Source organism: Streptomyces sp. BBFR51, from assembly GCF_044591655.1.
Lineage (GTDB): Bacteria > Actinomycetota > Actinomycetes > Streptomycetales > Streptomycetaceae > Streptomyces.
The window spans coordinates 2,033,796-2,052,839 of record NZ_CP172448.1; the positions used below are offsets into that span (position 1 = coordinate 2,033,796).

General features: G+C 73.6%; 21 protein-coding genes and 1 riboswitch. Of the genes, 10 read left to right on the top strand and 11 right to left on the bottom strand.

Going from position 1 to position 19,044, the window contains the following annotated elements:
* The first annotated feature begins 19 nt into the window (after nucleotides 1–19).
* From ACGH7X_RS09180 to ACGH7X_RS09205, 6 genes are all read left to right on the top strand, one after another.
* Nucleotides 20–1,027 carry a CopD family protein gene (locus ACGH7X_RS09180; RefSeq protein WP_399883429.1) on the top strand — a complete coding sequence of 336 codons (1,008 nt, stop codon included), beginning with the start codon at nucleotides 20–22 and terminating at the stop codon, nucleotides 1,025–1,027.
* A 103-nt stretch (nucleotides 1,028–1,130) separates the two neighbouring features.
* Nucleotides 1,131–2,117 (top strand): DEDDh family exonuclease, encoded by a 987-nt coding sequence (locus tag ACGH7X_RS09185; protein WP_399883431.1) that lies wholly within the window; start codon nucleotides 1,131–1,133, stop codon nucleotides 2,115–2,117.
* Nucleotides 2,118–2,196: 79 nt separating this feature from the next.
* On the top strand, nucleotides 2,197–2,430 hold the full coding sequence (locus tag ACGH7X_RS09190) for a hypothetical protein (RefSeq protein ID WP_217162718.1): 234 nt from the start codon (nucleotides 2,197–2,199) through the stop codon (nucleotides 2,428–2,430).
* 68 nt (nucleotides 2,431–2,498) lie between these two features.
* The gene (locus ACGH7X_RS09195; RefSeq protein WP_399883433.1) at nucleotides 2,499–3,308 is read left to right on the top strand and encodes an SURF1 family protein; all 810 of its coding nucleotides are present in this window, start codon (nucleotides 2,499–2,501) and stop codon (nucleotides 3,306–3,308) included.
* Nucleotides 3,309–3,372: 64 nt separating this feature from the next.
* The gene (locus tag ACGH7X_RS09200) at nucleotides 3,373–5,160 is read left to right on the top strand and encodes a glycoside hydrolase family 15 protein (protein WP_399883435.1); all 1,788 of its coding nucleotides are present in this window, start codon (nucleotides 3,373–3,375) and stop codon (nucleotides 5,158–5,160) included.
* A gap of 5 nt (nucleotides 5,161–5,165) precedes the next feature.
* Nucleotides 5,166–5,921: an SDR family oxidoreductase gene (locus tag ACGH7X_RS09205; protein ID WP_399883437.1), complete on the top strand. Its 756-nt coding sequence runs from the start codon at nucleotides 5,166–5,168 to the stop codon at nucleotides 5,919–5,921.
* 12 nt (nucleotides 5,922–5,933) lie between these two features.
* Here ACGH7X_RS09205 and amaP read toward each other — a convergent pair whose 3' ends face one another.
* Genes amaP through ACGH7X_RS09230 form a run of 5 tightly spaced genes read right to left on the bottom strand, consistent with a single transcriptional unit; the run spans nucleotide 5,934 to nucleotide 8,300 of the window.
* On the bottom strand, nucleotides 5,934–6,521 hold the full coding sequence (amaP, locus tag ACGH7X_RS09210) for an alkaline shock response membrane anchor protein AmaP (RefSeq protein WP_399883439.1): 588 nt from the start codon (nucleotides 6,519–6,521) through the stop codon (nucleotides 5,934–5,936).
* Nucleotides 6,518–7,201: a DUF6286 domain-containing protein gene (locus ACGH7X_RS09215; protein WP_399883441.1), complete on the bottom strand. Its 684-nt coding sequence runs from the start codon at nucleotides 7,199–7,201 to the stop codon at nucleotides 6,518–6,520. Before ACGH7X_RS09215 ends, amaP begins: the two co-directional genes overlap by 4 nt.
* Nucleotides 7,198–7,581 (bottom strand): hypothetical protein, encoded by a 384-nt coding sequence (locus ACGH7X_RS09220; protein WP_399883442.1) that lies wholly within the window; start codon nucleotides 7,579–7,581, stop codon nucleotides 7,198–7,200. Before ACGH7X_RS09220 ends, ACGH7X_RS09215 begins: the two co-directional genes overlap by 4 nt.
* Nucleotides 7,578–7,763, bottom strand: a complete 186-nt coding sequence (locus tag ACGH7X_RS09225) for a hypothetical protein (RefSeq protein WP_104635968.1) — start codon at nucleotides 7,761–7,763, stop codon at nucleotides 7,578–7,580. Before ACGH7X_RS09225 ends, ACGH7X_RS09220 begins: the two co-directional genes overlap by 4 nt.
* Nucleotides 7,764–7,814: 51 nt before the next feature.
* Nucleotides 7,815–8,300 carry an Asp23/Gls24 family envelope stress response protein gene (locus ACGH7X_RS09230; protein ID WP_399883443.1) on the bottom strand — a complete coding sequence of 162 codons (486 nt, stop codon included), beginning with the start codon at nucleotides 8,298–8,300 and terminating at the stop codon, nucleotides 7,815–7,817.
* A gap of 87 nt (nucleotides 8,301–8,387) precedes the next feature.
* Here ACGH7X_RS09230 and ACGH7X_RS09235 point away from each other — a divergent pair, with 87 nt between their 5' ends.
* A complete protein-coding gene (locus ACGH7X_RS09235; RefSeq protein ID WP_399883445.1) occupies nucleotides 8,388–9,149 on the top strand; it encodes a nucleopolyhedrovirus P10 family protein in 762 nt (253 codons plus the stop codon).
* A gap of 453 nt (nucleotides 9,150–9,602) precedes the next feature.
* Here ACGH7X_RS09235 and ACGH7X_RS09240 read toward each other — a convergent pair whose 3' ends face one another.
* From ACGH7X_RS09240 to abc-f, 3 genes are all read right to left on the bottom strand, one after another.
* A complete protein-coding gene (locus tag ACGH7X_RS09240) occupies nucleotides 9,603–10,406 on the bottom strand; it encodes an enoyl-CoA hydratase/isomerase family protein (RefSeq protein WP_399883447.1) in 804 nt (267 codons plus the stop codon).
* Between the two features lie 158 nt (nucleotides 10,407–10,564).
* Complete coding sequence (locus tag ACGH7X_RS09245) at nucleotides 10,565–10,786, bottom strand: helix-turn-helix domain-containing protein (protein ID WP_003976983.1); 222 nt, start codon at nucleotides 10,784–10,786, stop codon at nucleotides 10,565–10,567.
* Nucleotides 10,787–11,121: 335 nt separating this feature from the next.
* Nucleotides 11,122–12,720, bottom strand: coding sequence for a ribosomal protection-like ABC-F family protein (abc-f, locus tag ACGH7X_RS09250; RefSeq protein WP_399883449.1), 1,599 nt, complete (start codon nucleotides 12,718–12,720; stop codon nucleotides 11,122–11,124).
* A 252-nt stretch (nucleotides 12,721–12,972) separates the two neighbouring features.
* On the opposite strand from abc-f, the gene ACGH7X_RS09255 reads away from it, so the two are divergent.
* Nucleotides 12,973–13,386, top strand: a complete 414-nt coding sequence (locus ACGH7X_RS09255) for a VOC family protein (RefSeq protein WP_399883451.1) — start codon at nucleotides 12,973–12,975, stop codon at nucleotides 13,384–13,386.
* Nucleotides 13,387–13,425: 39 nt separating this feature from the next.
* Here ACGH7X_RS09255 and ACGH7X_RS09260 read toward each other — a convergent pair whose 3' ends face one another.
* From ACGH7X_RS09260 to ACGH7X_RS09270, 3 genes are all read right to left on the bottom strand, one after another.
* The gene (locus tag ACGH7X_RS09260) at nucleotides 13,426–14,850 is read right to left on the bottom strand and encodes a hypothetical protein (protein WP_399883454.1); all 1,425 of its coding nucleotides are present in this window, start codon (nucleotides 14,848–14,850) and stop codon (nucleotides 13,426–13,428) included.
* A gap of 167 nt (nucleotides 14,851–15,017) precedes the next feature.
* Nucleotides 15,018–16,145, bottom strand: a complete 1,128-nt coding sequence (locus ACGH7X_RS09265; protein WP_399883457.1) for an alpha/beta hydrolase family protein — start codon at nucleotides 16,143–16,145, stop codon at nucleotides 15,018–15,020.
* 114 nt (nucleotides 16,146–16,259) lie between these two features.
* The gene (locus tag ACGH7X_RS09270; protein ID WP_399883460.1) at nucleotides 16,260–16,997 is read right to left on the bottom strand and encodes a class II aldolase/adducin family protein; all 738 of its coding nucleotides are present in this window, start codon (nucleotides 16,995–16,997) and stop codon (nucleotides 16,260–16,262) included.
* A gap of 223 nt (nucleotides 16,998–17,220) precedes the next feature.
* On the opposite strand from ACGH7X_RS09270, the gene pitH reads away from it, so the two are divergent.
* Both pitH and ACGH7X_RS09280 read left to right on the top strand, forming a co-directional pair.
* Nucleotides 17,221–18,477 (top strand): low-affinity phosphate transporter PitH, encoded by a 1,257-nt coding sequence (gene pitH, locus ACGH7X_RS09275; protein ID WP_399883463.1) that lies wholly within the window; start codon nucleotides 17,221–17,223, stop codon nucleotides 18,475–18,477.
* Nucleotides 18,478–18,511: 34 nt separating this feature from the next.
* On the top strand, nucleotides 18,512–18,733 hold the full coding sequence (locus tag ACGH7X_RS09280) for a hypothetical protein (protein WP_399883466.1): 222 nt from the start codon (nucleotides 18,512–18,514) through the stop codon (nucleotides 18,731–18,733).
* 135 nt (nucleotides 18,734–18,868) lie between these two features.
* Nucleotides 18,869–19,014, top strand: a riboswitch (cobalamin riboswitch).
* Nucleotides 19,015–19,044: the final 30 nt, after the last annotated feature.

Here is a 19,044-nt window from a genome sequence, read left to right on the forward strand (position 1 = left end):
ACTTGGTGAAGATCCTGGGGTGACCTCGACACGCCCCCCGTCCCGGACCACCGGTGCCGAACGACACGCGCGGCGCTCCGGCACCGGCCGGACCGTGGCCGTACTCGTGCTGGTGGCGCTCGCCGCGCTGATACCCGTGCTCGGCCCGTCCCCCGCCCTGCACGGCACCGGGGAGGCCGAGGCGCCCGGCACCGGGGGCATCGCCCTGCTGCGCGCGGTGCTCTTCGCCGCGCTGAGCGTTCCGCTCGGCGAACTCTTCGTCAACCGGCTGGCCCGGTCGCTCCCCGGCGCTCCCCCAAGCCGGCCCCGCAGCTGGTCGCCGTACGCGGCCGCCGCCGGTTTCTTCGCCGCGCTGGGGCTGGCGTCGGTCGTGGCCACCGGCAATCTGGTGCCGGACAGCGCCGCCGCCGTCGACGTCGGCGGTCTCTACGAGTCCCGTGACGGCAAGCTCGCGCTCCTCGAGGTCAACGGGTTCCTCGCGGCGGGGCTGTGCGCCACCTCGCGCCGGCCCGCGCTCCAGGTCTGGCCGCTGGCCGCCGTGATCGTGGCGGAGGCGCTGCGCGCGCACCCCACGACCGAGTACAGCCCGCTGCTCGGATCCGTGCTGACCCTCGTCCATCTGACGTGCGCGTCGCTGTGGGTGGGCGGTCTGCTGTACGTGCTGCGGACCCTGCGGCGGTGGCCGGGCGCGGAGGCGGGGCCGGCCCTGCTGGGCCTCTACGCGCGCGTGGCGGCCGTTCTGCTGGCCGCCCTCACGGCGACGGGGGTGTGCAGCTCGCTGCGCCGGATGCCGCCGGGCACGATCGCGGACCAGCTGACGGACACGGCGTACGGGCGCGTGCTCCTCGCCAAGGTGCTTGTGGTGGCCGCCGTCGCCGTCCTCGCCCTGTGGGCCAGGATCCGCCTCGGCCGCGCGAGCGACCCGCTGTCGGCCCGCACGCCCGCGCGCGCGGAGGTCGTCGCCCTGGGGGTGGTGGTCGCGGTGTCGGGGCTCCTGACGGCCCTTCCGGTACCGATCCGCTGGTGAGTGCGCGTCGGGGAGCCGCAACGCTCCTCCGGCGGGCGGAACTTGGCGCCGCGGGACCCCTGCGGGACCGGAGTGTCGGTCCCGGCCCGTATCCTCATTGACCATGCTCGAAGACCGCACGACCGCAGCGCCGTCCGACACGGCGTGGCCGGCCGCGTACCCGCAGGGGTACGCGGTCGTCGACGTGGAGACCACCGGCCTGGCCCGCGACGACCGCATCATCTCCGCTGCCGTCTACCGACTGGACGCGCGCGGCGAGGTCGAGGACCACTGGTACACGCTGGTCAATCCGCAGCGCGATCCGGGTCCGGTGTGGATACACGGTCTGACGAGCGACGTACTGCGGGGCGCGCCCCTCTTCCCCGACGTCGCCGAGGAGTTCGCGGCCCGCCTCGACGGACGGGTCCTCGTCGCGCACAACGCCGTCTTCGACTGGCAGATGATCGCCCGCGAGTACGCGCGCGCGAAGCGCGAGGCGCCGGTGCGCCAACGGCTGTGCACCATCGCCCTGTCCAAGGAGCTGGGGCTGCCGCTGCCCAACCACAAGCTGGAGTCGCTGGCCGCGCACTTCGGCGTCGTACAGCAGCGCGCGCACCACGCGCTGGACGACGCGCGGGTGCTGGCGGAGGCGTTCCGGCCGAGCCTGCTCGCCGCGGCGGCGGGGCAGGTGCGGCTGCCGCTGCACGAGTGCCGGCCGCTGACCGAGTGGTCGGACCGGCCCGCGCCGCGGATCGGGCAGCAGGCGGGCTACGGCGGCTCCCGGCCGACCAGTTGGCGCCCCTCCCGCAAAAGGCCCGCATGCCCCCATCCCAACCCGGGGCGGTACGAAGAGGGCAAACGGCTCAAGCAGGGCATGCGGGTCGCCTTCTCGGGTGACACCTCCGTCGAGCGGGACCTGCTGGAGGACCGCGCGACCGACGCGGGACTGCACGTCGCCACCAGCCTGTCCCGGCTGACCAGCCTGCTGGTCACCAACGACCCCGACTCCGGCACGTCGAAGGTGGTCAAGGCCCGTCAGTTCGGCACGCCGGTGGTGGACGAGGCGGCGTTCGGGCAACTGCTGGCGGACGTCGAGCCCGCGGACGGCTGAGCCGTACGGACGGGTGATTCCGGGCGACTCGCCCGGCGCCCGCTCGCCCGCGTCGCGGCGACGGCCCACCCTGTGGCGCATGGCGACATGTGAAGTCTGCGGCAACAACTACGGAATGACCTTCGAGGTCCACGCCCAGGGAGCGGTGCACGTCTTCGACTGCTTCTCCTGCGCGATCCACCGGATGGCCCCCATCTGCGAGCACTGCCGGGTGCAGGTCATCGGCCAGGGCGTCGAGGTCGAGGGCCACTGGTACTGCGGCGCCCACTGCGCCCGCGCGGAAGGGAGGGCGGGGATCGTCGACAAGGTCTGAGCCCGGCCCCCGGGCGCAAGCCCGTACCCGCCGCGTCGCGCCCCACGACCGAGTTGTACCGTCGTGGGGTGTACCGCTTCCTCCTGTCCCGCCAGTGGGTGATCCTCACGCTGCTCGCCGTGCTGCTCATCCCCACGATGATCCGGCTGGGCTTCTGGCAGATGCACCGCTACGAGGAACGCACCGCCCGGAACGACCTGGTCGCCGAGGCGCTCGGCGCGGCGCCGGTGGCCGTGGAGTCGCTGACCGCTCCGGGCAAGAAGATCACCACGCGTGAGCGGTACCGCACCGTGACCGCGAAGGGCAGCTTCGACACCGACCACGAGGTCGTCGTCCGCCGCCGCACCGACTCCGACGACAACATCGGCTACCACGTGCTGACCCCGTTCGTCCTGGACGACGGCAAGGTCATGCTGGTCAACCGGGGCTGGATCCCCGCGGACGGCCCGAGCCAGACCGACTTCCCCGAGGTCCCCGCGCCGCCCCGGGGAGAGATCACCGTCACCGGGCGGCTGATGCCCGACGAGACGACCGAGGCGAGCGGCATCAAGGATCTCGAGGGCCTGCCGGACCGGCAGATCATGCTCATCGACAGCGAGCAGCAGGCCGAGCGCCTGGGCGCCCCGGTGCTCGGCGGCTACGTCGTCCTGAAGGAGCCGGAGCCGAAGAACGACACTCCGGAGCCGATCGGCCGACCGGGCAACGAGAACGCCGCCCTGAACTTCGCGTACGCCGTCCAGTGGTGGCTGTTCGCCGCGGCCGTACCGGTCGGCTGGTGGTTCCTGGTCCGTCGCGAGAAGCGCGACCGGGAGGCCGCCGAGTCCGCCGAGTCCGCCGAGGGCGGGGAGCCGGCCCAGGCGGAACCCGCGTCGGTGTAGCTCCCCGGCGCGGGCGCGCGGGCGGATCCGATTGCTCCGTCCCCGGTCGGGAAGACGAGACCACGTGCACACCCACATCGAGGACTACGCGCTCATCGGCGACCAGCAGACCGCGGCCCTGGTCGGCACGGACGGCTCCGTGGACTGGCTCTGCCTGCCCCGCTTCGACTCGGCCGCCTGCTTCGCCAAGCTCCTGGGCGACGAGGACAACGGCCACTGGCGCATCGCCCCCAAGGGCGCCGAACGCTGCACGCGGCGTGCCTACCGGCCGGACACCCTCGTCCTGGACACCGAGTGGGAGACCGCGGACGGTGCGGTCCGGGTCACCGACCTGATGCCCCAGCGCGACCGCGCCCCCGACCTCGTACGCATCGTGGAGGGTCTGAGCGGCGAGGTCACCGTGCACAGCGTGCTCCGGCTGCGCTTCGACTACGGCTCGATCGTCCCGTGGGTGCGCAGGTCCGACGGGCACCGGGTGGCCGTCGCCGGGCCGGACTCGACGTGGCTGCGCAGCGAGCCCGAGGTTCACAGCTGGGGCCAGGACTTCGGGACACACGCGGAGTTCACGGTCGCCGCGGGCGAGAAGGTCGCGTTCGTGCTGACCTGGCACCCCTCGCACGAACCCCGCCCGCCGCTGATCGACCCGTACGTGTCGCTGGAGCACAGCGTCGAGGACTGGCGGGAGTGGTCCGCGCGCTGCCGCTACGAGGGTCCGTACCGGGACGCCGTCGTCCGCTCCCTGATCACGCTGAAGGCGCTCACCTACCAGCCGACCGGCGGCATCGTGGCCGCCCCCAGCACCTCGCTGCCCGAGGAGCCGGGCGGCGTCCGCAACTGGGACTACCGCTTCTGCTGGCTGCGCGACTCCACCCTGACCCTGGGCGCCCTGCTGTCGGCCGGGTATCTGGAGGAGGCCGAGGCCTGGCGCGACTGGCTGCTGCGCGCGGTCGCGGGCAACCCGGCGGACCTCCAGATCATGTACGGCGTCGCGGGCGAGCGTCGGCTGCCCGAGTTCGAGCTGCCCTGGCTGTCCGGCTTCGCCGGGTCCACGCCGGTGCGCATCGGCAACGACGCGGTGACCCAGCTTCAGCTCGACGTGTACGGCGAGGTCATGGACTCCCTGTCGCTGGCCCGGCTGGCGGGCATGCGTCCCCGGCCGCAGATGTGGGAGCTGCAGTGCGCCCTGATGGACTTCCTGGCCACGGTGTGGCGGGAGCCCGACGAGGGCTTGTGGGAGGTGCGGGGCGGGCGCCGGCAGTTCGTGCACTCGAAGGTGATGACGTGGGTGGCCCTGGACCGGGCGGTGCGCACGCTGGAGCACCATCCCGAGCTGGAGGCGGGCGATCCGGACAGGTGGCGGGCGCTGCGCGACGAGGTGCACCGCGAGGTGTGCGAGAAGGGCTACGACCCGCGGCGCAACACCTTCACCCAGTCCTACGGCTCGCGGGAGCTGGACGCCTCGCTGCTGCTCATCGCGCGCGTGGGCTTCCTGCCGCCGGACGACCCGCGCGTCGTCGGCACGGTCGACGCGATCGGCGCGGAACTGACCCGGGACGGCCTGGTGCGCCGCTACAGCACCGAGGGCGAGCAGGTCGACGGGCTGCCGGGCGGCGAGGGGACGTTCCTGGTGTGCTCGTTCTGGTACGCGGACGCGCTGCACGCGACCGGCCGGACGAAGGAGGCCAGGGCGCTGTTCGAGCGGCTGGTGGGGCTCGCCAACGACGTGGGGCTGCTGGCGGAGGAGTACGACACGGTGGCCGGACGCCAGCTCGGCAACTTCCCGCAGGCCTTCAGCCACGTCGGCCTGGTGAACACGGCCCTCGCCCTGTTCGGGGACGAGGAGGCAGGATAGGGCCCATGGATCTTGGACTGAAGGACCGGGTGTACGTCGTCACGGGAGCCACCCGGGGCCTGGGCAACGCGACCGCGCGCGAACTGGTCGCCGACGGGGCGAAGGTGGTCGTCACGGGGCGGGACGAGAAGAGTGTCACGCAGGCCGCGGCGGCGCTGGGCCCGGACGTGGTGGGCGTGGCCGCGGACAACGCCGACCCGGAGGCCGCCGGCCGGCTGATCGCGACCGCCCGTGAGCGCTTCGGCCGTTTCGACGGCGTACTGATCAGTGTGGGCGGGCCGCCGCCCGGGTTCGTCGCCGACAACACGGACGAGCAGTGGCAGTCGGCGTTCGAGTCGGTCTTCCTCGGCGCGGTGCGGCTCGCGCGGACGGCGGCGGCCGAGCTGGAGGAGGGCGGGGTCGTCGGCTTCGTGCTGTCCGGCTCGGTGCACGAGCCGATCCCGGGCCTGACCATCTCCAACGGTCTGCGGCCCGGCCTGGCCGGCTTCGCGAAGTCCCTCGCCGACGAGCTGGGCCCGCGCGGCATCCGCGTCGTCGGCCTGCTGCCGGGCCGCGTCGACACCGACCGGGTGCGTGAGCTGGACGGGCTCTCCGCCGACCCGGAGGCGACCAGGACGGCCGCCGAGTCGCGCATCCCGCTGCGCCGCTACGGCACCCCGGAGGAGTTCGGCCGCACGGCCGCGTTCCTGCTCTCCCCCGCCGCGTCGTACGTCACGGGCGTGATGCTTCCGGTGGACGGCGGCGTGCGGCACGGGTTCTAGGGGGTGTCCGTCTCAGCTGACGCGTTCGGCGCGGTGTTTGACGCCCTGGAGGTGGACCTCCGCCGGGAGGGACGCGAGGTGCGCCGATTCGCGGGCGTGGGTCAGGGCCTGGGCGGTGAGGTCGTGCAGGGCGGTGCCGGGGTCCACGTGGGGGGCCAGGACCAGCCGGACGCGGGCCGCCGGGGCGTCGCGGCGGCCGGTGAGCCGGGCGCCCGCCCACTCGACCCCGTCCACCCGGTCCGCCTCCTGGGCGAGGACCGTCTCCAGGGCCCGGCCGCGCAGCGTGGCGCCCTCGCCGTCCCCGGTGTCGACGAGTACCTCGGTCAGCCGGCGGCGGCGCACCACCGCGACCAGCCACCACAGGGCGAGCAGCAGCAGGACGGCGAGGGCGGCGATGACGACCGGCCACCACCAGCCGGCCTCCCGCCACCTGGTCCGCTCGGCGGTGCTGAGCAGCACGTCGTGCGGCCCTTGGTGGACCCACCAGGAGGGTGCGGGGGCGTCGAAACCCACGGCGAGCACAGCGCCGCCGACGGCGAGCAGGATCAGGCCGGCCAGTCCGACCAGCACCCGGTTCACGGTCCTGAGCACCGCGCTCACCCCTTTCGTCCGGGTCGCGCGACCCGCAGGGACACGGTGGGCGGCCGGGCCAGCCCGAGCCCGCGCACCGCGTCGTCGAGCACGCCGTCCAGATCGGCCCGTACGTCGTCCAGTTCCCGGAAGTGCGAGAGCGCGCGCACGCGGGCCCTGCGGCGGCGCATCCGCACCCGTGCCGACTGCACCCCGGGGACCTCCATGGCCCGGTCGCGCAGCGCCGTGGCGGCGGCCTTGCGGTGGAGCCCGGCGCGTACGTCCGGGTGCGTGCGCCGCATCGGCAGTACCCGGCGCAGGCCGGGGGTGAGGGCCAGCAGCACCAGCCAGAGCCCGAGGGCCGCGGCGACTCCCGCGCCGACCAGCACCCACGTGTCGTCGACGGGCCGGTCGGCGAGCTGCCGGGCCAGGTCGCGGCGCCATCCGAGGGCGGACCGGCCGGCCCGCACGGCGGCGATGTCGTAGAGGAAGATCCCCACCAGGAGCAGGAGCAGCAGCGCGACGATGCCGGCCGGGACACGGCGCGCGGACCAGAAGCGGCCGGCCCGTCCGCTTCCGGACGCGTCGGCGGTGTCGGGTGCGCGCTTGTCCAACGACGGTGTCGTCGTGCCCGGCTGGGTGCCGGGTTCCACGACCGGCAGGCGCTGGGTGCTGCCCTCTCCGGTCCCGAAGCCCTGGGGCTCGCTCATCGCGTCCTCCCCTGCCTCGCGCCGTACTCCGCCGCCAGGTGCAGCCGCTCCACCTGGACGACGACCTCCGGCACCGCCATTCCCACCAACGCCCGTACCCGCTGGACGACTTGGTGACGCACCTGACCGCAGCGGGCGCCGATGTCGCACGGGTAGCCGAGCTCGAGATGGACCTGGACATGGGCGGTGTCGTGGTGGACGTCGACCGTGGCGTACGGGCGCGCGGCTTCCGGGTGGAGCGGGCCGATGGCCTCGAGAGCCGCCCGCGCGGCGACCTTGGCGACGACCCGGTCCGCGATCCGTGTGCCACCGCGCTCGCCCGGCGCCACGACGGCCGCGGGTTCCAGGAGCTCACCGGCCCCACCGCTCACGCCTGTCACCGCCGCCGGTCGTCGCGGGTGCGGAAGAAGTCACCGAGGTCCATGTCCCCCTCCAGGAAGCGGCCGACGACGAACCCGACGGCCCCCAGGGCCGCCACCAGCAGGAAGGCGCCGAACCCGCCGAAGTACCCGGCGAAGCCCAGTGCCATGCCGGCGATCATGCCGACCACGGCCATGCTCATGGTGCGCTCCCCTCATTCACCGTTCAGTCCTCTTCCCGGTCGCCGTCCGGGTCACTTGATCCGGGGCTCCGGCTCCTCGTCCTCCTCGTCGGGCAGCTTCACGTCGCTCACCGCGATGTTGACCTCGACGACCTCCAGACCGGTCATCCGCTCCACCGCCGCCACCACGTTCTCCCGCACATCCCGGGCGACGTCCGCGATCGACACGCCGTATTCGACGACGATCTCCAGGTCGAGGGCGGTCTGCTTCTCACCCACCTCGGCCTTCACTCCGCGTGACACCCCGGACTTGGTGCCGCCGCCGGGCACCCGGTCGCGCACCGCGCCGAAGGTGCGCGACATCCCGCTGCCCATGGCGTGCACACCGGCGACGTCGCGTGCCGCCATTCCGGTGATCTTCTCCACGACACCGTCGGCGATCGTGGTCCGTCCCCGGGTGCCGGGGTCACCGCCGCCGCGTCGAATCGTCTGGCCCTTGGCGGTCCCGGGGGTCTCGATCGTGTCCTGCCCGGTCCGGTGGCTCTCCATGTCGCTCATCGCCGTACGTCCCTTTCGGTCGTAGTCCTGTGACCACGTTAGGTCGGGTTGCGATGCGGCGCGCCACGGATGCGGCAGGCTGGAGCAATGACGACGGCGGACCGGTGGGCGCGCGCGGTGCGGGAGCAGTTGGGACTCGGCAGGCTGCTGCCGCTGGGCGGTGCGCGGGACGGCGCGTGGATCGCCGAACGCGCGGTGCGGGAGGTGCTGCTGGCGGCGGCCCGGGGCGTGGCGGGTGTCCGGCCCGGCGACCTGCGGGTCGGGCTCGCGGACCCGCAGGCCACGCACGAACCCGCGGTACCGCCTCCTCCGGGCGCGCTGCCGCCGGGGCCGCTGCGGGTGACGGCCGACTTCGCGGCGACCGTCGGGCCGGCGGCGGTGAGTGCGGAGCCACTGCCGGTGACCGCCGAGCGCCTGCGCGCCGCGCTGGCGGACGCGGCTGCCGATCGGCTCGGCCTCGCGGTGCCGGACGTGGACCTGCGGGTGACCGGCCTGCTCGACGCGGCCGCCGGCCCGGCCTCCGGCGGGGAGCCGCGGCCGGCGGAGCCGGATGCCGGGCCCGAGCGGGGAGACTCCGACGCCGCCGACGAGGGGGACGCGGGGCGCATCGCGGGGGCGGCGCTGGCGGTGCCGGGTGTGGCCCGGCTGACGGGCGTCCTGGGCCGTCCGGTCCATGTGACGGAGCCGCCGCCGCCGGAGGGGGCGCTGCCGCGCCGCCATGTCCGGGTGGAGCTGGCGGTGGACGCGGGCCACCGGGCCGTCGAGGTGACCCGGCGGGTCCGCGCGGCGGTGTCCGAGACCCTGCCGGACCACCCGTCGGTGGCAGTGGTGGTGACGGCGGTCGGCTGAACGGGCCGGGGACGGAGGAGCCCGGCCCCGCACCGACAGCTCGGCACGACGGTACGCGCCCGTGCCCCCACCCTCCGGTGACGCGGGCCCGTATGCCGTCGCCGATCAAGCCGTGGACGGCATCGGCGTAACAGGCGAGCCGCAGCATCGCTGCCGCCGGTGTCGCCGTGCCGGGCGCCGGGCCGCGGCATCGGCGACGGCGGCGTCGGACGGGCCCGTGTCCGGGCTACTCGCCGCGCCCCGCCGCGTCGCGCAGCCTGCGGCCCCGCGCGCGGCGCGCTGTGGCGTAACGGGCGAGCCGCGACATCGCTGCCGCCGGTGTCGCAATGCCGGACCTCCGGGCCGCGGCATCCGGGGCCCGGTCTCGTCGGCCGGCACGCCGGAAGCCCAGGGTCACCGTCCGCGTCGGCCGCGGCATCGGCGACGGCGGCGTCGGACGGGTCCGTGTCCGGGCTACTCGCCGAGTCCGGCCAGGTCGCGGAGTCTGCGGCCCTGGGCGGCGCGTTCGGCGGCGCGCTGGGACTCGTAGTCGCGGCTCTGGGCGCCCTGGAGCAGCGCCTTGGTCTCGACGACCGCGTCGCGTGGTGCGGCCAGGATCGCGGACACCAGGTCGTGCACGGTGCCGTCGAGCTGGTCCGCGGGCACGGCGACGTTGGCCAGGCCGGTGTTCACGGCCTCCTCGGCCGTGACGAAGCGCCCGGTCGCGCAGATCTCCAGCGCGCGGGCGTATCCGATCAGCGACACCAGGGGATGCGTGCCCGTCAGGTCCGGTACCAGGCCCAGGCCGGTCTCGCGCATGGCGAACTGCACGTCGTCCGCGACGACCCGCAGGTCACAGGCGAGGGCCAGCTGGAAGCCCGCCCCGATGGCATGCCCCTGCACGGCCGCGACCGAGACGAGATCGCTGCGCCGCCACCAGGTGAACGCGTCCTGGTACTCGGCGATGGCCGCGTCCAGCTCGGCGTCACCGCCCCGGGCGAGGTCGATGAACGACGGTTCGCCGTCGAAGCCCTCGGGCGTGAACGCCTGCCGGTCGAGCCCGGCCGAGAAGGACTTGCCCTCGGCCCGCAGCACCACGACCCTGACGGAGCCCGGCAGCAGCCGGCCGGCCTCGGCGAGCGCCCGCCACAGAGCGGGGCTCTGCGCGTTGCGCTTGGCGGGGTTGGTCAGCGTCACCGTGGCGATCGCGTCGTCGACGGTGAGCCGCACGCCGTCCTGGTCGAGTGCGGGACCGGGGTCGTGGGCGGGCGAAGCCATGGGGCGCCTCCGAAAGGTGCGGTCGTCGTCCCCGCCGCGCGCCGGACGGTGCGCCGTGCGACGGCAGGGCTAAGTGACTGCACAGTAACCACCCGGACGGTCGGACGACCGACCGGGTGGCCACCGTCACTTTCGGAGCCGAGGGGCCGCCCGGGACATCAGGCCGATGTGGCCTTTTTGCCCCGGGTAGCCCCGCCACGCCCTCGGAGCGTGACGCCCGACTCGCTGAGCATGCGGTGCACAAAGCCATACGAGCGGCCGGTTTCCTCGGCCAACGCCCGGATGCTCGCACCGGCGTCGTACTTCTTCTTCAGGTCTGCCGCGAGCTTGTCGCGCGCGGCGCCGGTAACCCGGCTGCCCTTCTTCAGAGTCTCGGCCACCCGTGCCTCCTCATGGGAAGTGCGCTCTGGTCTCCTCATGATCACCCCTCCAGGCGCTCATGGCCACCCATTCGGCAAGGTCGATGAGACAAGGTTGTGACGACAGGAGCGGGTCCCCACATACGGAATCCGTGATTCCAGAGAATCTCGTCCGTACGCCCGAACGGGTTTCTCCGCGTAATTCCAGGTCAGAAAGGCGACGCGGCCGAGACCCTCGGCAATGGGGGCCCGGCCGCGAAATCCGTGTAGGACACACCTCTTGATGAGGAGATCTCACACAGATGGTGGATCACGGATCGGCCGAATGATCCATAACCAGTGGATCATCCATTCGATCAAGCGAGGGCGACGAGATCCGCGTAGTCGGCGCCCCACAGGTCCTCGACACCGTCCGGAAGCAGAATGATCCGTTCCGGCTGAAGCGCCTCGACGGCGCCCTCGTCGTGGGTGACCAGGACGACGGCGCCCTTGTAGGTGCGCAGCGCGCCGAGGATCTCCTCGCGGCTGGCCGGGTCGAGGTTGTTGGTGGGCTCGTCCAGGAGCAGCACGTTCGCCGAGGACACCACGAGGATGGCCAGCGCGAGACGGGTCTTCTCGCCGCCGGAGAGGACACCGGCGGGCTTGTCGACGTCGTCGCCGGAGAACAGGAACGAGCCCAGGGTCTTGCGGACCTCCACGAGGTCGAGGTCGGGGTTGGCCGAGCGCATGTTCTCCAGGACGGTCCGCTCGGGGTCGAGCGTCTCGTGCTCCTGCGCGTAGTAGCCGAGCTTGAGGCCGTGGCCCTCGATGACCTCTCCGGTGTCGGGCTTCTCGGCGCCGCCGAGGAGGCGGAGCAGGGTCGTCTTGCCCGCGCCGTTGAGGCCGAGGATGACGACGCGCGAGCCCTTGTCGATGGCCAGGTCGACGTCGGTGAAGATCTCCAGCGATCCGTACGACTTCGACAGGCCCTCGGCCATGAGCGGGGTCTTGCCGCACGGGGACGGCTCGGGGAAGCGCAGCTTGGCCACCTTGTCGGACTTCCGCTCGGCCTCCAGGCCGGCCAGCAGCTTGTCCGCCCGGCGGGCCATGTTCTGCGCGGCGACGGTCTTGGTGGCCTTGGCGCGCATCTTGTCGGCCTGCGAATGCAGCGCGGAGGCCTTCTTCTCCGCGTTCTGCCGCTCCCGCTTGCGGCGCTTCTCGTCGGCCTCGCGCTGCTGCTGGTAGAGCTTCCAGCCCATGTTGTAGACGTCGATCTGGGAGCGGTTGGCGTCCAGGTAGAACACCTTGTTGACGACCGTCTCGACCAGGTCGGCGTCGTGGGAGATCACGATGAAGCCGCCGCGATAGGTCTTCAGGTAGTCGCGCAGCCAGACGATCGAGTCGGCGTCGAGGTGGTTGGTCGGCTCGTCGAGCAGCAGGGTGTCGGCGTCCGAGAACAGGATGCGGGCCAGCTCGATACGGCGGCGCTGACCGCCGGAGAGCGTATGCAGGGGCTGGCCGAGCACCCGGTCGGGCAGGTTGAGCGCGGCGGCGATGGTGGCGGCCTCGGCCTCGGCGGAGTAGCCGCCCTTGGTGAGGAACTCGGTCTCCTGGCGCTCGTACTGCCTGAGCGCCTTGTCGCGGGTGGCGCCCTGGCCGTTGGCGATGCGCTGCTCGTTCTCACGCATCTTGCGGATCAGGGTGTCCAGGCCGCGGGCGGACAGGATGCGGTCGCGGGCGAGCACGTCGAGGTCGCCGGTGCGCGGGTCCTGCGGGAGGTAGCCGACCTCGCCGGAGCGGGTGACGGCGCCCGCGGCGGGCTGGCCCTCGCCTGCGAGGACCTTGGTGAGGGTGGTCTTGCCGGCGCCGTTGCGGCCGACCAGGCCGATGCGGTCGCCCTTGGCGACGCGGAAGGTGGCGCTTTCGATGAGGATGCGGGCACCGGCGCGCAGCTCGATGCCGGAGGCGGAGATCACGGTCAGACTCCTGGGCGGGTGGGTGGCGGGATGGGCGGCTGTGGAGGTTCCCGCCGTCTAATGCACGAGGAGAATGGCCATGGGGGCCAGTCTAACGGGGCCGTGCAACCGCTTTTCCCCGGTTCCGGTGTCCGCGGCCTCCTGTTCGGGGCTCCCGTGTTCGGGAACGCGGATCGCGGGCGTTGTCAGTGGCCGGTGCAAGACTGGGCAAAACGGGTCAGACGACCACCGGCTCACAAGGGAGTGATCGGCATGGCAGGCAACGACGACGGGCGCCCGAGCGTCTACCCGACGCTGCAGTACGCGGACGCCAAGGCGGCGATCCGGCAGCTCACCGAGGCCTTCGGCTTCACCGAACTCGCGGTGTACGAGGGCGAGGACGGCTCGGTGGCCCACGCCGAGCTGGCCCAGGGCAACGGCGCGGTGATGCTCGGCTCGCAGGGCAAGGGCGGCCGCTTCGACGAGGCGATGAAGAACGGGAGCAGCACGGGGGTGTACGTCGTGGTGGCGGACGTCGACGCACATCACCGGCGGGCCGTCGAACACGGCGCGGAGATCCTGATGCCCCCGACCGACCAGGACTACGGCTCGCGGGACTACATGGCCCGTGATCTGGAGGGCAACGTCTGGAGCTTCGGGACGTACGCGCCGGAGGTGCGGAAGTAGCCTCCGGCGGCTCGGCCGTCCCGGTCGCCGCGCCGCCGGTCAGCTGCCCCCCGTGTGGACCTGGAAGGCCGCCCTGCGGACCGCCTTGGCCAGGGCGGGGTCGGGGTGGGCGGCGGCGAGGGCGACCAAGACCTGCACGGTGCGCGGGTGGCCGACGGCGCGGACCTCGTCGAGCAGGGCCGGGACGGTGGCCTGTACCGCCGATTCCAGGTGCCGCACGAGCAGCGGGGCCTCCCCGTGGTCGGCGACGGCGGCCGCGGTGTCGACCCACAGCCAGGTGGCCTCCCGGCGGGTGAGGACCTCGTGGGCGTCCTCCGGGTCGGCGCCGTCGTGCTCGGCGAGCCACAGCAGGGCGTACGGCCGCAGCGTCGGCTCCTCGACCACGGCGCGGACGTCGGGCTCGGCGGGGGCGCCGACGACGCGCAGGGCTTCGAAGGCGAGGCCGCGCAGCAGGGCGTCCTCGCCGCGGGCGGCGCCGAGCAGCTCGGCGACGGCGCTGCCGACGGGGCGAGCGGCGAGCCAGGCGCGGTACTCGGCGCGGGCGGCGTTGGGCCGGAGCTGGGCGCAGCCGCGGAGCATGCCCTCGGCCGACTGCTCGATGTTGCCGGCGGGGCTCTGTGCGGCGACGCAGATCTGCTCCAGCTTGACCCAGACCGCCCAGCTGCCGAGCGGGGTGAGCGTGGCGTGGCCGTCGCCGCAGGTGAGGGCGCCGACGGAGGCGAGGGCGTGCAGGGCCCATTCCAGGAGGGGGGCGAGGGGCGCGAGCGGGGTGTCGGCGTCGTCGTCCGGGGCCGGCGGGGCCTTCGGGGTGCCGGGCTCGAGCCGGGGGCCGTAGGGCACCTCGCAGCGTTCGGTGCGCAGTTCGGTGACGCGCTGCTCCAGCAGGTCCAGGAGCTGCGCCACGGGGACGGGTCCGGCGGACAGCTGGAGGAAGGAGAGCACCTGGGGCATCGCGGAGACGACCTCGGCGACGACCGCGGGCTCCTCCGCGGGCTCGGGGTGGGCGAGCGACCAGGCGTCGAAGAGGGCGACCCAGCCGCGCAGCACGGCGCTGTCGTCGCGGTTCCAGGCGCGCAGCCGCCAGCCGGGGCGGGCGGTGTCGCCGTGCACCTCGATCAGTCCGGCGAGGCGGGCGGTGTCCCAGTCGGCGCGGACCCTGGCAGCGGTCAGGCCCAGTTCGCGGGCCGCGTGGTCGGCGGTCGCGTCGGACAGGGTGGCCTTGCCGTCGGCGGTCGCGCTCCCACGGCCGGGGCCGAGTGCGGAGTCGGCCCAGCGGGCGACCCGGGCCGCGCCGGCCAGGCCGGAGCGCGCCATTCCGGCCAGCTCCGACCGGGCCGGTGTGCCTTCCGGGGGGCGCGGCGCGGCGCGGCGCGGACGCCGTTGATTCATCGCTGGGGGGGCGGCGGCCAGGGGTCGCGGGCGGACGAGTCGAAGCCTGGAGTCGCGCGGAATACGGGACGTCACGGGTGCAGTCTTCCGGTTGACGGTCCGAAAACCCAAACGGAATGCCCCGGCGGCCCTCCGGGACGGCGAACACGGAGGCCGGGCACGCTGTCCGGGCATCGGAACCGGCCAGTGGTACGGCCCTAAACGGAACCTGGGGCGCGCGGTGGAGCGGGGGTGCGCCGGGCTCACACCAAGGGGGTCATGAAGCGGCGCAGGGTCTCTTCGTAGTCCGCGGGATCGGCGTTCCACATGGCGCCGTGCGGGGCGTCCTGGACGGTGTGGAGGGCGACCAGGCGCGGGTGGGTGTCGGCGAGGCGGCGGGACAGGCGCCAGGGGGCCACCGCGTCGCCGGGGCCGTGGAAGATCAGCGTGGGGACCGCCGGGCGGTGCAGGCCCGCCGTGCCCGCGTCCCGGTCGGCGTGCAGCCCGGCGCGGCCCTGCGCGGCACGGACGGCGAGCGGCAGGAACACGCCCGGGGTGCGGCGGGCGGCGGCCAGGGCGCGCAGGGTGGTCTCCCAGCTGAGGACCGGGGAGTCCAGGACGAGCCCCGCGACGCGCTCGCGTACGCCGGAGAGCGCCGCGGCGCGCAGGGCCATGGTGGCGCCGGTGGACCAGCCGAGCAGGACGACCTGGCGGGCGCCGTGGTCGAGGGCGTAGCGGACGGCGGCGTCCACGTCGCGCCATTCGGTCTCGCCGAAGTGGTGCAGGCCGTCGGGCGAGGGCGGTGCGCCGACGTCGCCGCGGTAGGCGAGGGCGAGTACCGGGACGTTCCGGCGGTGCAGAGGGGCGATCAGGTTCAGGGCGTGTTCGCGGGTGGCGGCCAGGCCGTGCACGGCGATGATCCAGGTCGGCCGGGCGCCGGGCAGGAACCAGGCCGGGAGCGGGCCGAGTTCGCCGGGGACCTCCACGTCGGCGAACTCGAGGTCGAGGGCGGTGCCCGGGTTTCCGACGTACAGGTTCGGGGTGAACCAGGCGCGGTCGCCGGCGTCGAGGGTGCCGTGCGTGACGCGTTCGAGGCGGCGTACGACGGTGTCGGCGCCGTGTCGGGCGCTGTCGAGGACCGGGCCGACGACCGCGTGGGAGCCGTCGCCCGCGAGTCCGTACCGGCCGGGGCGCAGCGCGGCCAGGTCCCGGGTGAGGGTGATCTGCCCGGCGGCGGTGCCGTGCACGGTGAGCCGGGGTTCGGTCGGCAGGGGCCGGCCGGGGGGCGCCTTGAGCGCGGCGTCGCTGGCGAGCCGGCCGGCGGCGACGCTCGCCGCACCGGCCGCGAGAGCTGCGGTGACGGCGGCTGCCGTTGCTGTGACAGTGCGCATGGGGCCAGTCTCCTGGTGGAGTCCTCGGGCGGCCAGTGGGCGGGTGACAGGGGGTGACGGCGTCTTCGTGTCCCGTAGCCGGTACCCCCGCAGCCGCCCGGCACGCACCTCGCGTCAGCCTCGCTGCCCGTACCCGCGCAGGCGTTCCGTCGCCTCTGCCAGCTGGTCCGGCGTCAGCAGCGACGGCGAGCGGCCCGGCACCGACGAGGCGGTCAGCCAGAGGCGGCACATCCACTCCAGTTGGGCGGTGCGGTCGTAGGCCTGGTCGAGGGAGGTGCCGTAGGTGATCGTGCCGTGGTTCCGGAGCAGGCAGCCGGTGCGGTCGGCGAGGGCGTCGAGCATGGCGCGGGCGAGTTCGTCGCTGCCGTAGGCCGCGTACGGGGCGACCCGGACGGGGCCGCCGAGCGCGGCGGCCATGTAGTGGACCGGGGGGAGTTCGGGGACGAGCAGCGAGACCGCCGTCGCGTGCACGGCGTGGGTGTGGACGACGGCCCGGGCGTCGGGGTCGGCGCGGTACACGGCGAGGTGCATGGGCAGTTCGCTGGTGGGGACCAGCGTGCCGAGCACCTGCCGGCCGTCCAGGTCGACGCCGGTTGCGTCGTCCGGGGTCAGCCGGTCGTAGGGCACCCCCGACGGGGTGACCAGGACCGTGTCGCCGACCCGCACCGAGACGTTGCCGGAGGTGCCGACCACCAGCCCGTCCGCCACCGTCCGCCGGGCCGTCGCGACGAGTTCCGCCCAGGCCGACTCCAGGACCGCCTCCCGGACCTCCTCCCGCGCCCGTCGCCCGGCAGGTTGCCCGGCCCGTTCCCCGGCCGCTGCGCCCACCCGTCCGACCCGCGATCGCGTCACAGTCACCGTCTCCTCACGGGCGCCTCCGCGCCCCTCACGTCCCTTGCCGCACGGCCTCGCGGCGATCCTGCCAGGGGCGTCTCCGGAGAGCACCGGACCGGGCACGCAGAGGGAGCCGCCGGCACCGTTTCCGGTCACCGTGAAGCCCTGTTCAGTTCATCTTCCGTTCACCCTGGTTACCTACGTTCGTCCAGCCAATGACCTCGAACGATTGCCTGGGTAAATGGAAAGCTTCTCGCTGATCCTCGCGATTGTGGTGGTAACCGCACTCGCGTTTGATTTCACGAACGGTTTCCACGACACCGCGAACGCGATGGCAACGACCATTTCGACCGGTGCGCTCAAGCCCAAGGTGGCGGTGGCGATGTCCGCCGTCCTCAACCTTGTAGGCGCCTTTCTCTCGGTGGAGGTCGCCAACACGATCTCCAAGGGTCTCGTCGACGAGACCGGCATCCGTCCCGAGGTCATCTTCGCCGCCCTGGTCGGCGCGATCCTCTGGAACCTGCTGACCTGGCTGGTCGGGCTCCCGTCCAGTTCCTCGCACGCTCTCATGGGCGGTCTGATCGGCGCCGCCGTCGCCTCGGCGGGCATCGGCGCGGTCAACGGTGACGTGCTCGTCACCAAGGTGCTCCTCCCGGCGATCGCCGCCCCGATCGTGGCCGGTCTCGCGGCGATGCTCGCGTCCCGGATGACGTACTCGCTGGGCCGCAAGGCCGACGGCAAGGCCGCCAAGAAGGGCTACCGCGCCGGGCAGATCGCCTCCGCCGGTCTGGTCTCGCTGGCCCACGGCACCAACGACGCGCAGAAGACGATGGGCATCATCACCCTCGCCCTGATCGCCGGCGGCTCGCTCGCCCCCGACTCCGACCCGCCGGTGTGGGTCATCCTGGGCGCGGGCCTGGCCATCGCGCTCGGCACCTACCTCGGCGGCTGGCGCATCATCCGCACCATGGGCAAGGGCCTGACCGACCTTCAGCCGCAGCAGGGCTTCGCCGCCCAGACCAGTGCCGCCACGGTCATCCTGGCCTCCTCCCACCTCGGCTTCTCGCTCTCCACCACGCACTCGGTCTCCGGCGCGGTGATGGGCGCGGGCCTCGGCCGCAAGGGCGGCGTGGTCCGCTGGTCCACGGCCACCCGGATGTTCGTCGCCTGGGGGCTGACGCTGCCGGCCGCGGCCCTGGTCGCCGCGCTCGCCGAGTGGGTGTGCCGCCTCGGCGACTGGGGCACGGCCCTCGTCGCGGTGTTCCTGATCGCGTCCAGCTTCGCGATCTGGCGGATCTCCCGCCGCGAGGTCGTCGACCACACCAACGTCGTCGACGCCGAGGAGCCCGAGAGCTCCGAGCCGGCCGGGGTGGTCACCACGGCGATGGCCGCCGTCTCGCCGCCCCCGACGGGCGTGACCGAGGAACTGGCCGCCACCGTCCCGGCTCCGGCCACCACCCCCGACCCCAAGGCCCCGTCGGCCGCCACCACCGTCTGAACCCGGGCACCGGGTACGAAGGAAGCGAACCTCCATGAGCATCGACTGGGCAGCCATCGGCTCCGTCTTCGGCGTCAGCCTCGTGGTCACGGTGGCCCTGGTGGGCCTGTTCACCCTCGGCATCGTCGGCCTCTCCCGCCAGGAGCGTGCCGTCGCCCAGGGCGGCTCCGCGGGCCTCGCGGTCACCGGCGCGTACGCGTGCTTCGCGGCCTGCGCGGCGGCGGTGGCGTACGGGATCTACCTGATCGTGGCCTGACCACCGCGCACCCGTGAGGCGGGGCGCGGGACGGACTCGAACCGTCCCGCGCCCCGCCTTCGCGCGTGCCGGCGCACACCACCCGTGTGTGGGCCTTCGCACACTCCCCCGTCGCAGGTCAACGCCAGGTTGACGGGTGTTCGCGGACCGTGGTGGACTTCCGAGGCCATCTACGGCGGCAGGAGAGGAAGCCCGGTGCGAATCCGGCGCGGTCCCGCCACTGTGACCGGGGAAACAGGACCCCCGGGAGCCAGGAACTCTCACCGCCGGTCTCTTCGAACCAGGGCGTGGACACCCTGAGTGAGGACACA

Excerpts from the sequence above, each read along its gene's own strand:
- ACGH7X_RS09240 (WP_399883447.1), bottom strand. The coding sequence starts at position 10,406 with ATGGCTTCGCCCGCCCACGACCCCGGTCCCGCACTCGACCAGGACGGC.
- ACGH7X_RS09265 (WP_399883457.1), bottom strand. The coding sequence starts at position 16,145 with ATGCGCACTGTCACAGCAACGGCAGCCGCCGTCACCGCAGCTCTCGCG.
- ACGH7X_RS09215 (WP_399883441.1), bottom strand. The coding sequence starts at position 7,201 with ATGAGCGAGCCCCAGGGCTTCGGGACCGGAGAGGGCAGCACCCAGCGC.
- ACGH7X_RS09235 (WP_399883445.1), top strand. The coding sequence starts at position 8,388 with ATGACGACGGCGGACCGGTGGGCGCGCGCGGTGCGGGAGCAGTTGGGA.
- ACGH7X_RS09190 (WP_217162718.1), top strand. The coding sequence starts at position 2,197 with ATGGCGACATGTGAAGTCTGCGGCAACAACTACGGAATGACCTTCGAG.
- ACGH7X_RS09225 (WP_104635968.1), bottom strand. The coding sequence starts at position 7,763 with ATGAGCATGGCCGTGGTCGGCATGATCGCCGGCATGGCACTGGGCTTC.
- pitH (WP_399883463.1), top strand. The coding sequence starts at position 17,221 with ATGGAAAGCTTCTCGCTGATCCTCGCGATTGTGGTGGTAACCGCACTC.
- ACGH7X_RS09185 (WP_399883431.1), top strand. The coding sequence starts at position 1,131 with ATGCTCGAAGACCGCACGACCGCAGCGCCGTCCGACACGGCGTGGCCG.
- ACGH7X_RS09205 (WP_399883437.1), top strand. The coding sequence starts at position 5,166 with ATGGATCTTGGACTGAAGGACCGGGTGTACGTCGTCACGGGAGCCACC.
- ACGH7X_RS09280 (WP_399883466.1), top strand. The coding sequence starts at position 18,512 with ATGAGCATCGACTGGGCAGCCATCGGCTCCGTCTTCGGCGTCAGCCTC.
- ACGH7X_RS09255 (WP_399883451.1), top strand. The coding sequence starts at position 12,973 with ATGGCAGGCAACGACGACGGGCGCCCGAGCGTCTACCCGACGCTGCAG.
- ACGH7X_RS09230 (WP_399883443.1), bottom strand. The coding sequence starts at position 8,300 with ATGAGCGACATGGAGAGCCACCGGACCGGGCAGGACACGATCGAGACC.